This window comes from Aureimonas sp. AU12 (genome assembly GCF_001463705.1).
Taxonomy (GTDB): Bacteria; Pseudomonadota; Alphaproteobacteria; order Rhizobiales; family Rhizobiaceae; genus Aureimonas.
Genome location: NZ_BBWH01000035.1, coordinates 20,661 through 31,517 on the forward strand (window position 1 = coordinate 20,661; position 10,857 = coordinate 31,517).

General features: G+C 69.7%; 10 protein-coding genes. 6 read left to right on the forward strand and 4 right to left on the reverse strand.

All coding sequences use genetic code 11. The annotated features are described in order from the left end of the window. The first annotated feature begins 353 nt into the window (after positions 1-353). The 4 genes from AUL33_RS14680 to AUL33_RS14695 all read left to right on the forward strand — a co-directional run bounded on the left by AUL33_RS14680 (position 354) and on the right by AUL33_RS14695 (position 4,686). Positions 354-2,462 carry a methyl-accepting chemotaxis protein gene (locus AUL33_RS14680; protein WP_062209606.1) on the forward strand — a complete coding sequence of 703 codons (2,109 nt, stop codon included), beginning with the start codon at positions 354-356 and terminating at the stop codon, positions 2,460-2,462. 217 nt (positions 2,463-2,679) lie between these two features. Beyond that, positions 2,680-3,333, forward strand: a complete 654-nt coding sequence (locus AUL33_RS14685) for a HupE/UreJ family protein (RefSeq protein ID WP_306302798.1) — start codon at positions 2,680-2,682, stop codon at positions 3,331-3,333. Continuing rightward, the gene (locus AUL33_RS22230) at positions 3,330-4,079 is read left to right on the forward strand and encodes a hypothetical protein (protein WP_062209611.1); all 750 of its coding nucleotides are present in this window, start codon (positions 3,330-3,332) and stop codon (positions 4,077-4,079) included. The genes AUL33_RS14685 and AUL33_RS22230 overlap by 4 nt, the downstream gene beginning before the upstream one ends. Then, positions 4,063-4,686, forward strand: a complete 624-nt coding sequence (locus AUL33_RS14695) for a DUF1007 family protein (protein WP_192843194.1) — start codon at positions 4,063-4,065, stop codon at positions 4,684-4,686. Before AUL33_RS22230 ends, AUL33_RS14695 begins: the two co-directional genes overlap by 17 nt. Before the next feature lie 6 nt (positions 4,687-4,692). On the opposite strand, the gene AUL33_RS14700 is transcribed toward AUL33_RS14695, so the two are convergent. Together AUL33_RS14700 and AUL33_RS14705 are read right to left on the reverse strand one after the other, a co-directional pair. Then, entirely contained in the window at positions 4,693-5,778 is a 1,086-nt protein-coding gene (locus AUL33_RS14700; protein WP_156419432.1) for a TraB/GumN family protein, read from the reverse strand. Positions 5,779-5,919: 141 nt separating this feature from the next. Further along, positions 5,920-6,903, reverse strand: a complete 984-nt coding sequence (locus AUL33_RS14705) for a tyrosine recombinase XerC (protein ID WP_062209620.1) — start codon at positions 6,901-6,903, stop codon at positions 5,920-5,922. Between the two features lie 218 nt (positions 6,904-7,121). On the opposite strand from AUL33_RS14705, the gene AUL33_RS14710 reads away from it, so the two are divergent. Further along, on the forward strand, positions 7,122-7,556 hold the full coding sequence (locus tag AUL33_RS14710; RefSeq protein ID WP_062209622.1) for an OsmC family protein: 435 nt from the start codon (positions 7,122-7,124) through the stop codon (positions 7,554-7,556). Between the two features lie 115 nt (positions 7,557-7,671). On the opposite strand, the gene AUL33_RS14715 is transcribed toward AUL33_RS14710, so the two are convergent. Then, on the reverse strand, positions 7,672-8,679 hold the full coding sequence (locus AUL33_RS14715) for a DUF5996 family protein (RefSeq protein ID WP_062209627.1): 1,008 nt from the start codon (positions 8,677-8,679) through the stop codon (positions 7,672-7,674). A gap of 50 nt (positions 8,680-8,729) precedes the next feature. Further along, positions 8,730-9,161: a Fur family transcriptional regulator gene (locus AUL33_RS14720; RefSeq protein ID WP_062209630.1), complete on the reverse strand. Its 432-nt coding sequence runs from the start codon at positions 9,159-9,161 to the stop codon at positions 8,730-8,732. 238 nt (positions 9,162-9,399) lie between these two features. Between AUL33_RS14720 and AUL33_RS14725 the strand changes: the two genes are divergently transcribed. Next, on the forward strand, positions 9,400-10,779 hold the full coding sequence (locus AUL33_RS14725) for an Nramp family divalent metal transporter (RefSeq protein ID WP_062209639.1): 1,380 nt from the start codon (positions 9,400-9,402) through the stop codon (positions 10,777-10,779). Positions 10,780-10,857 lie beyond the last annotated feature (78 nt).

Below are 10,857 nucleotides of genomic sequence, written 5' to 3' on the forward strand. Positions count from 1 at the left end.
AAGCCCACCTCACGCGTGATCATCCAGATGTCACAAACAGGGCAAAAGTCTTGAAGATGTAAGATCGTTACGGAGCTGGCATGCATTGGAGCTGATTCATCGTCTGGAAACCAGAGGCTGTTAATCTCCTGATCGAGACGGAAACGTTCGGCGTTCATCCGTTTCGCGTCCGAGCCGGGCCAAGCCCTCACGGATGCCGGGCCATGCTGCGACAACGAGGTCGCACTCTACAGATGTTCGATGCGCCGACCGATGACCGGTTGCGGCTCACCCGATCGAAACGACCTCGTCTCCGCCCATGTCGAGGTCGGTCAGGGGCTCCTCCAATCTCGTCCATCACAAGGAGTGCGTCGGTGCGACTGACGATCAAGACCAAGCTGGCCACCGGTTTCGCGGTCGTCCTGACCCTCCTAGGAGGCGCGGGATATTTCGGTGTCGCGAGTCTGGGAACGGCCAACGACATGATGCGCACCTTCGTCGACGAGCCCTTCGCCAACGTCCGGGGTCTCGGCAACGCCTCCGCCGACTTCCAGGAGGCCGCTCGTTCGCTGAACGCTGTCCTGTATTCGCGCAACGATCAGGCGAAGACAGAACGTCATGCGCTGATGGAGACTTCGATCGCGGGGGTGACCGACGCGCTGAAGACCTACCGGGCCGGGCTGATGTCGGACGAGAAGGACGCTTTGGCGCTGGCGGACACGGTGTCGGCCGGGCTGGCCCGCTGGGAGGCCGGCGCGAACGAGGCCGTCGAGCTGTCGCAGCGCAACACCGTGACGCGCGCGCTCGAACTCGATGTCGCCGAGGCCCAGCCGAAGTTCCGGGCACTGAGCGAGAAGCTCGAGGCGCTGAGGACCGCTTTCGTCTCGGCCGGCATTCAGGGGCCGGCGCGCGATGCGATCGCGGAGCTCCGCACGCGCCTTCCGACGATGATGTATCAGCTGATGTCGGGCGTCGCGGAAACGGACGCGGCCCGCATCACCGCCATCCGGCAGCAGTTCCAGGCATCGCAGGACGGCATCGAAGCCGCGATCCAGTCGCTGACCGCGTCGGCTTCGAGCCCTGCCATCGTGGCGGACGTCGCATCCGTCACGACGGCGTGGCAGGCCCTCCATCCGGTGATCGACAAGGTCTTCGATCTCGGAACCGAGCAGACCGACGCCAAGGCGGGGCTTGCCGCGGATCAGGTGCGCCCGGCGCTCGTCGAGGCCCTCGCCAGCCTCGCCAAGCTGACCGAGATCGAGATCGCCCAGGCGAACTATCTGGTCACCGCCACCAATGAGGGCTTCGAAGCCACCCGCGCCATCCTGGTCGGGATCGTCGCGAGCGCGCTTCTCATCGGCATCGCAACCGGCGTGGGCGTGATCATGACGATCACGAAGGGTCTGCGCGTCGTCCGCCAGAATGTCGATCGCATGGCGACCGGCGACCTGTCGCATCGCATCATCCACGGCCGCAACGACGAGATCGGCGATGTCCTGACCAATCTCTGCCAGATGCGTCTGGAACTGGCGGGCACGGTCTACTCGGTGCGCAACTCGGCAAGCCAGGTGGCGTCCGGCTCGATGCAGTCGGCCGCGACCGCCGACCAGCTCTCGTCCGGCTCGACCGAGCAGGCCGCAGCGTCCGAGCAGGCCTCGGCCGCGGTCGAGGAGATGACGGCCAACGTGCGCCAGAACGCCGACAACGCCTCGACCACCGAGAAGATCGCGGCGCAGGCCAGCATCAGCGCCGAGAAGACCGGCGCGGCGGTGGCGCTCTCGGTCGAGGCGATGCGCACAATCGCGCAGAAGATCCAGGTCGTGCAGGAGATCGCCCGGCAGACCGATCTGCTGGCGCTGAACGCTGCGATCGAGGCGGCCCGCGCCGGCCAGCACGGCAAGGGCTTCGCGGTGGTGGCGTCCGAGGTGCGCAAGCTCGCCGAACGCTCGCAGCAGGCTGCGGCCGAGATTGGGCAGGTGTCGGCACAGACGCTGGCGGCGTCCGAGGAAGCCGGGCACATGCTGCTGCAACTGGTTCCCGATATTCAGCGCACGGCCGAACTCGTCACCGAGATCTCGGCAGCGTGCCGGGAGCAGTCTGTCGGCATCGACCAGATCAACCAGGCGATCCAGCAACTGGATCAGGTGACGCAGGCCAATGCCGGCGCGGCGAACGAAATGTCGGCGACCTCCGAGCAGCTTTCGGCCGAGGCCGGACGCCTGAACGATCGTGCCGGCTTCTTCAAGGTGGACGAAGCGGAGGCCCATGGGATCGCGTCCGAAGCGGAAGCGCCCGGCACCATCCATGCGCTTCAGGCGCAGGTGCAGACCTTCGCCGCATCCGCCCGCCCGGCGAGCCCCGCAAAGCGCGCCGCGACCAAGCCGATGCGGACCGCTGCGACGCCCGCCCCCGCGACTGGCAGCGACAACGGGTTCGATCTCGATCTCGGCGGTGGCGGCGGCTTCGAGAAGATGAGCGCCTGATCGCGAGCTGGATCTCTGGTGCGACGATCGTCGACAAGGGGGGGCGGGCCGGATGGTCCGTCCCCTTCTTCGTTGTCGAACCGACCTTCGATGGTATGGCTTTCTCCTTGCCTTTCTTCCGCCGCGCCTCTGGACGAGAGCCGGACGACGGCGGCAGGGTCGATGCAGCCCCGCTTGAGGCCGGCATCGCCCGGTTAAATCCTCGAAAGGCAGGCCGATGGCCCGACGACACACTTTCGCCCTTCGTCACATGGCCGACGGCGCCGCGGTCCGGCTGCGATCCGCTGCGGCTCGTCCGCTCCTCGCCGCCCTGCTGGCGCTCGCAGGTGCGATGCTGGCCGGCAGCCCGGCGAGCGCGCACATCCTCGCCGATGCCGGCGGCTTCGGCAGCGGCTTCGAGCACCCTCTGACCGGCGCCGACCATTTCCTCGCCATGTTCGCGGTGGGCATCTGGGGCGCGCAGATGGGCGGGCGTTCGGTCTGGACGCTGCCCGTGACCTTCCCGCTGATCATGGCGGCGGCCGGGCTGGCCGGCATGAGCGGCCTCGTCCTCACCCATGTCGAGACCGGCATCGCGCTCTCGATCCTCGTGCTGGGCCTCGCCATTGCCTTCCGGCTGCGCATTCCCGAAGCGCTGGCGCTTCTGGTGATCGCAGTCTTCGCGGTGTTCCACGGCTACGCGCACGGCGTCGAACTGCCGCTCGCCACCGACCCTGCCGACTATGCGATCGGCTTCGTGGTCGCCACCGGCCTCATCCACCTCATCGGCATCGCCGTCGGTCTGGCGCTGTCGCGGCCGATGAAGGGGCGGCTGGCGCAGGCGCTGGGCGCGGGGATCGCGGCGGTCGGCGTCGCCTATCTCGTCGCATGAGCGGACTGGCGACCCCGGCGCGGCGCTTCCGCCTTGCCGGGTGGAGCGATCCTCGTCCGATCGCGCTGGTGCTGGTCATCGCCGCCTTCTGCGCGGTGGGCGTGGCGGAGGCGACCGGCGGCGGGCCGACGATGCCCTTCGGCGCGATCGCGCTGCGCCTCATGAGCGAGTTGCTGCTGCCGCTGGCCGGGCTCGGCGTCGCGCTCGGCCTAGCCGCGCCGATCGAGGCCGGCGCGGGTCTTCTGGCTATGGCGGTCGGCGCGGGCGCGGGTCTCGTCTGGCGCCACGACTTCCTCGAACTGGTCGCGCGGCTTCCCAATGCCGCCAGCCATGCCTTTCTCGCCGGACCGATCGCCGGCCTCGGCGTCGGTCTGCTGCTGCTCATGCCGGCATCGCTGCGACGCGTGCTGCTCGTGCCGGTCGCGGCTCTCACGGGGGCCATGCTGCTCGTCGTCGTGAAGCTGCTCGATCCCAGCCTGCGCGATCCCCACGTGCCCTGGCTGGCGGGCCTCGGCGCACTGGCGCTGCTGCTGGCACTGGCCAACGCCCTTCGACGCGTGCGCCATCCCGTCCGCTTCACGGCCGCGCGGATCCTCGGGTCGTGGGTGCTGGCGGTGGCCTTTCTCTATGGCGGCGCGAGCGTGGCGACGCGCGGGCGCGCCGCGATCCCGTCCGCGCCTACGCGTCTCGCACCACCGCCGGACGCGACCCTTTTTCCGGAGTTCGGCCATGCCCCGGTGCCCTGAGCCCCGCGCGCCTCGCAGCGTATGGGTGCGCATCGTCGCGGCCGTGCTGGCGCTCGGCACGGCGAGCACGGCGGCGGCCCATCCCGACATCACGATGGAATGCCGCGTCCTCTTCAATTTCGAGGACGGCAAGGTGACGGGGATCGGCGAGACCTGGACCTTCGACGAGGCCTTTTCAGCGCAGCTCATCGCCGATTACGACGAGGATCACGACGGCCTGTTCGACGCCGCGGAATCGGGCGCGATGGAGCGCGAGGTCTTCGGCAACCTCTCGGAGATCCACTACTACACGTTCCTGTCGATCAACGGCCGCGAGCAGACCGATCTGAAGCCCTTCGGCTTTCGCGCCACGAAGGAGGGCGAGATCGTCACCTTCGCCTTCGGCATCCGCCTGCCCGAGCCGCTGGACCCCGCGCTCTATCCGGTGACGCTGGAACTGAAGGACCCGGAATTTGCCGTCTATGCCGTGCTGACCGGCGACGAGCCGGCGCTGCTGCGCGGCGACACGCAGAAGCGCTGCCGCGCGGCCATCCGCGACGACCGCGAGAATCCCTATTTCGACGGCACAGTGATCCCGCAGGAGATCCGGCTGGTCTGCGGACAGTAGGCTTGGTCAGTCGGCGCGGGTGACGCGCCAGCCGGCGCCGCGCAACGCCTCGACGAGCCCGGTCTCGCCGGGCAGATGCAGGGCCCCGACGGCGACGAAGACGCCGCCCTGTGCCAGAAGCGGCGCGAGGCGGGTCGCCATCACGCCGTTGCGGGCTCGCACCACCGTTTCCTCGAAGCGCTGGGTGATCTCGACCGACGAGGCCATCTCGGTGCCCGCCGGCATCATCGCCTCCGTCGCGGGCTCGATGAGCGCGATGCGGCCCTTGAGATAGAGATCGATCATCGTCTCGAAGACATCGGGCAGCTGATCGACGATCGCGGCGGTCGCCACGAGATTGTCGGCCTGCAGCGCCAGCGGCATGGCGCCGAGCGCCTCCGTCTGTTCCACCGCCGTCTCGAGGCCGCGCACCGTCTGCCCGGCGGCGGCCGCGCGCTCGGCCAGCGCGATGTCGAGCACCTTGGCGCCGTCCGCCGTCCGCGCCGCCTCGCAGGCGGGCACCATCAGCGACATCGTCACGAACCAGGGCTGCAGCGTGCGGATCGCCCCGACCGGCAAGGCGCGGGCGGCAAGCAGCGGGCCGATCCGTGCCATCTCGGCCGGGGGCAGAAGGGTCTCGATTGTCTGGCCGGGCGGCAGGGTGGTGAGGTCGGGACGGGCGAGAAGCGCACCGGCCATGGCGCGGGGGTCGAGCACGTCGAGCGTTTCGATGACGAGCGAACGCGCGCCGGTGAAGGCCGTCTCGGCCGCAGGTGGCAAAGCGAGGATGCGCGGGTCCGACAGGTGCATCGTGCCGAAGAGGAAGGAGGGCGCCAGCCCGTCGCGCTCGGCGCGGTAGAGCCGGCCCTCGCCATTGGCGATTTCCGCGGCCTCGCGCTCGATCGCGGCGATCCGCCCATCCCGCATCAGCGCAGGGACGGCACTCGTGCCCTCGCGGCAGGAAGCGGGCTCGCTCGCGTGGGCGGCCGGTGCGCGCGCCAAGGCGGCGAGTAGGGCCGCGCAGAGGAGAAGCGGCAGGAGCGCGGCGGCTGCCCACAGAGCCTTCAGCGCGTGGGCGGCCAGGAGGCGGATCGGCAGCGGGCGGACGGTCATCGGCAGCGATCCATGAAGCATCGGGCGCCGGGATCGCCGGCGGTTCGCGGCGACCTTACCTTGAGAATTGCGACGAAAGCCTGAAAGCCGCATGTCTCGCTTCCGGCCGCGCTTTCGGCCCCATGTCCGAAAGCGCGAAGGTCAGGCGCGCGCGGCCCGCGCGGTGCTCGAACGCCCCGGCCGGCGGGCGCGGGGATGGGCACCCTCGTAGACCTCCAGCAGGCGGGCGCCGTCGACGGCGGTGTAGCCCTGCGTCGTCGAGAGCGAGGCATGGCCGAGAAGATCCTGGATCGTGCGCAGATCGCCGCCCTTGGCGAGGAGGTGCGTCGCGAAGGAATGGCGCAGCGCGTGAGGCGTCGCCGAATCCGGCAGGCCGAGGAGGCCGCGCAGCCGCTGCATCTCCAGCTGAACGATCTGCGGGCGCAGCGGCCCGCCGCGCGCGCCGCGAAACAGCGGCGCGTCGGCCCCGAGCGCAAAGGGTGCGAGCCGCCGATAGGCGGCGACGGCCTCGATCACGGCCGGCAGGAGAGGCACCAGCCGTTCCTTGCGCCCCTTGCCGAGGATCCGCATCGAGCGGGCCGCGGGGTCGCCCAGCGCGTCGCCGGGCAAACCCAGCGCCTCGGAGATGCGCAGGCCGCAGCCGTAGAGCAGCGTCAGCACGGCGACGTTGCGCGCCGCGATCCAGGGCTCGGAGGCCATCGCCCCGGCATCCTCGGTGACGGCCACCGCGTCGATCACGCTCAAGGGGCGGGGCAGGGTGCGCGGCTGCTTGGGCGCGCGCATGGCGCCGACGCCCGCTGCCGAGGCCAGCCCCTCGCGCTCCATGTGGCGCACGAAGGAGCGCACGCCCGAGAGAGCCCGCCCCAGCGTGCGGGCCCCCGCGCCGTCGCGCCGCCGTGCGGCGAGGAAGGCGCGAAAATCGACCGGCTTGAGGTCGGCGATGTCACCGACCCCGGCGGGGCGGCCGTGATAGCCGGCGAGGAAGGCGAGAAACTGGCGCAGGTCCCGCTCGTAGGCCTCCGAGGTTTCCGGCGAGACCCCGCGCTCGATCTCGAGCCGTGCCAGCCAGCGCCGCTTGTGCTCCAGAAGCTCCGGCGTGGCGGTGAGGAGAAGGGCGGTGCTCACGGGTCGGGGTCTCGGGGGCTGGGCTGGGGGCACGACGCGTGCCGTTGCTGTCTCGAAGGATGCGCCCGCACAAATGAACAGGGCGTTGCGGCGATCGCATGGCGCACTAGCTTCGGCAGCGTCCAAGCCATCGTGTCGGGAACCTAAGTCGCACGCGATCGATTGGGGGACGGATGCATCTGGCTCGGTCCATCGAGCCCATTTCAAGGAGTTCCACCATGAAACGTCATGCCACCGCGATCTGGAACGGCGCCCTGTCGGACGGCAAGGGTGAGATCACCACCCAGTCGGGCGCGCTCGATCATCACGGCTACTCGTTCAAGGCCCGATTCGAGGACGAGAGCGGCAAGTCCGGCACCAACCCGGAAGAGCTTCTGGCCGCCGCCCATGCCGGCTGCTTCGCCATGCAGCTCTCGCATTTTCTTGCCGAGAACGGCACGCCGGCGGACGAGCTGAAGGCGCGCGCCGTGGTCGCGGTCGAGCAGGTCGACGGCGGCTTCGAGGTGAAGTCGAGCGCGATCACGCTCGAAGCCAAGGTGCCCGGCATCGAAGACGCCAAGTTCCAGGAACTGGCCAAGACGGCGAAGGAAGGCTGCCCGATCTCGAAGGCGCTCGGCGCCATCGAGGTCACGCTCGACGCCAAGCTCGTCTGAGCCAGCCGACATCGCCCGCTTCAGGGGCGCCTGCCGATCTTATGGCCCGCCCACGTCCCCGTGGCGCGGGCCTTTCTCGTTGACGCCCGTCCCGGGCCCGCGTCGCGACCGACCGTCAGCCCTCGATCGGTCGCGCGAGCCGGGGAACGCCCGGTCCCCCCACCGCGCATTCGAGGTCGTCGCGGTCCCAGCCGCCGAGATCGGCCGCGGCGGCATAGGTGGACTGAAGGAAGTCGGCGAGCGCCCGGTCGGGGTCGGGCGCGCTGCGCACCGCCTCGTAGGGCAGGAGAAATTCACCGAGCGCCACGTCGTAGCCGGCGGCTTCCGGCTGCACGCGGGCGTCCGAGTAGCCGGCGGGGGCCGGATAGGCATAGGCATAGAAGGCGGCGCCCGCCACCGCGCCGCCGCCCGGCCAGAAGCCGGCGGAGGCGACCTCGCGGTCGTAGGCTTCCGAGGCCACCGCATCGGGCAGCGCGGGAATGCCGCCGGGATGGCGGGGTGCGGCGCGTCCCGAAAAGCGCGTCACCGCCAGATCGAAGCTGCCCCAGAAGAGGTGCACTGGGCTCGCCTTGCCGAGAAACCCGCTGCGGAACCGCTGGAATGCGGCGTCGACGCGCAGGCTGGCCGCATGGAAGCGACGGATGGCCTCGAGATCGAACGGACGCTCCGCGGTATCGTCGACGAAGGCCACGGGATCGGCGATCTCGTTCGGGCGGCCATGGAAGCGCGCCGTGCCGCCGAGCGCGGTGACGAGCTCGCGAAAGCGGGCGTGGAACGCGGCGATCGAGCCGGGCTCGAGCGCGATCGTGCCGCTGCGCCCGTCGCCGGACCGGCCCCGCAGGCATGCATCCACGAGGTCGAACTCGAAATCGAGACCCGGCCCGTCCGGAACGAGCGTCGTGGTCCAGCCGCGCGCCGTGGTGAGGAAGGTCGCGTGCCAGGCGTGGTTGATCCAGGGCGTGTGCGCCAGCCGGTACTTGCCGACGACCTGCAGACGCAAGTGCAGCGCCTCGGCGCTCGGCTGCCAGACCGCATAGGGGTCGAGATGCGGCCAGGGCGCAGCCGCGTCGGCTCCGGGCGCCGGCGGATCGGTGCGGCGATGGATCTGAGGATCGGGCGTCATCGGGGTCGTCTCCCTTCGAGTGCGTCGCCCGATGGTCCGGCCTCAAGCGATCAGGCCTGCCGGCGCTTGCGGGCGTAGAGTTCGAGGCGGTGGAACACGATGTCGTAGCCCAGTTCCCGGGCGATCTCGTCCTGCAGCGCCTCGATCCGGTCGGAGCGGAACTCCACCACGGCGCCGGTGTCGATGTCGATGAGATGGTCGTGATGGCCCTGGTCGGCCTGCTCGAACCGCGAGGGGCCGCCGCCGAAGGCATGGCGATGGATCGCCCCCTTCTCCTCCAGAAGTCGCATCGTCCGGTAGACCGTGGAGAGCGAGATCGAGGGATCGATCACCGAGGCGCGGCGGAAGATCTCGAGCGCGTCGGGATGATCGCCGGCTTCGCCGAGGATCTTCAGGATGGTGCGGCGCGGACGCGTGATGCGAACGCCGGCGGTCCGCAGCAGCGCTTCGTAGTCGGGAGGGGAGGGGGAAGAGGTCGTCATGATCCTGCTGTAGCCGGATTCGTCGCGCGAGGCGACGGTCTGCCGCTTGGGCGAGGCGTGGGCATGCGCGGGGCGCCTCCAAGCCGGCTTCGCGGCCGCATCGAGGTATCCGGCTCCCGTGCGGGTCGGCCTCTCTTCGAATAGGTCTGCAAATCATTCGCAATTGGTTTGACGCGCCTTGCCCGCCTCCCTAGCTTGCCGAACCGAGGGACCCGACTTGGGGCCTGCGGGGATGACCATGGCACGCCTGATCGACGAAACCGGCGGCGCCGGCAGGACAGCGCCTTCGGGCGACGGGTTCCAGTCGGCCCGCGGCGAGGGCTCGCTCGGCGCCTCGCACCGCTCCGTGGCGGTGAGCGAAGGGGGCACGCTCTTCCGGCGTTTTCTGGCCTTTCTCGGTCCCGGCTATCTCGTGGCCGTCGGATACATGGACCCCGGCAACTGGGCGACCTCGCTCGCCGGCGGTTCCGAGTTCGGCTACACGCTGCTCTTCGCCGTGCTTCTCTCCTCGGTCATGGCGATCGTGCTGCAGGCGCTTTGCGCCCGGCTGGCGGTGGCCACAGGCCGCGACCTCGCGCAGGCCTGCCGCGACAGCTATTCGCGGCCCGTCTCCTTCGTCCTCTGGGCACTGGCGGAACTGGCGATCATCGCCACGGATCTCGCCGAAGTCATCGGCACGGCGATCGCCCTCAAGCTCCTGTTCGGCCTGCCGCTCGAATGGGGCGTCCTCGTCACCGCGCTCGACGTGTTCGTGATCCTCTGGCTGCAGTCGCGCGGCTTTCGCCGCGTCGAGGCCTTCGTCGCCACGATGATCCTGGTGATCGCCCTCTGTTTCGTCGGGCAGATGATCCTCGCCCAGCCGGCGATCGGGGCGGTGATGGAAGGGTTCCTGCCGTCGGCCTCGATCGTCACCGACCAGCGCCAGCTTTATCTCGCGCTCGGCATTCTCGGCGCCACGGTCATGCCGCACAATCTCTACCTCCACACCGGCATCGTCCACACCCGCGCCTTCGGCCGCGACGAGGCGTCGAAGCGCGAGGCCGCGACCTTCGCGACGCTGGATTCGACGCTGGCACTCGGGCTGGCGCTCCTCGTCAACGCCTCGATCCTGATCCTCGCGGCCGCCGCCTTCCACGCCAGCGGCCACGGCACGGTGGGCGATCTCGAAGAGGCGCATGCGCTGCTGGCGCCGCTTCTCGGCAGCACTCTCGCCCCGATCCTGTTCGCCGTGGCGCTTCTGGCTTCCGGCCTGTCCTCGACCGTCACCGCGACGCTCGCCGGGCAGATCGTCATGGAGGGCTTCCTGCGCCTTCGCCTGTCGCTGGTGGTGCGCCGGCTGGTGACGCGGGGTCTGGCGATCGTCCCGGCCGCCGGCATCATCATCCTCTACGGCGAGAGCAGCGCCAACGACCTCCTCGTCTTCAGCCAGGTCGTCCTGTCGTTGCAGCTGCCCTTCGCGGTGATCCCGCTTGTGATGATGTCGGGCAGCCGGGCGAAGATGGGGTCGCTGCGCGCACCGGTCTGGCTGCTCGCCCTGGCCGGCGCCATCGCGACCCTCATCGTCGTCCTCAACGCCAAGCTGGTGATCGACTTCCTCGGCGGCGGGCTGGGGGCGTGAGAACCGGGATTCGACGGACCCTGATCGTCGCGACCAAGGCGATGCATGAAGAAAATGCGACTCGTCCGCAATTTTCCT

Bases quoted from the DNA above. Each gene is read 5' to 3' on its own strand.
- AUL33_RS14685 (WP_306302798.1), top strand. From the start codon at position 2,680: ATGGCCCGACGACACACTTTCGCCCTTCGTCACATGGCCGACGGCGCC.
- AUL33_RS22230 (WP_062209611.1), top strand. From the start codon at position 3,330: ATGAGCGGACTGGCGACCCCGGCGCGGCGCTTCCGCCTTGCCGGGTGG.
- AUL33_RS14695 (WP_192843194.1), top strand. From the start codon at position 4,063: ATGCCCCGGTGCCCTGAGCCCCGCGCGCCTCGCAGCGTATGGGTGCGC.
- AUL33_RS14700 (WP_156419432.1), bottom strand. From the start codon at position 5,778: ATGACCGTCCGCCCGCTGCCGATCCGCCTCCTGGCCGCCCACGCGCTG.
- AUL33_RS14710 (WP_062209622.1), top strand. From the start codon at position 7,122: ATGAAACGTCATGCCACCGCGATCTGGAACGGCGCCCTGTCGGACGGC.
- AUL33_RS14715 (WP_062209627.1), bottom strand. From the start codon at position 8,679: ATGACGCCCGATCCTCAGATCCATCGCCGCACCGATCCGCCGGCGCCC.
- AUL33_RS14720 (WP_062209630.1), bottom strand. From the start codon at position 9,161: ATGACGACCTCTTCCCCCTCCCCTCCCGACTACGAAGCGCTGCTGCGG.
- AUL33_RS14725 (WP_062209639.1), top strand. From the start codon at position 9,400: ATGGCACGCCTGATCGACGAAACCGGCGGCGCCGGCAGGACAGCGCCT.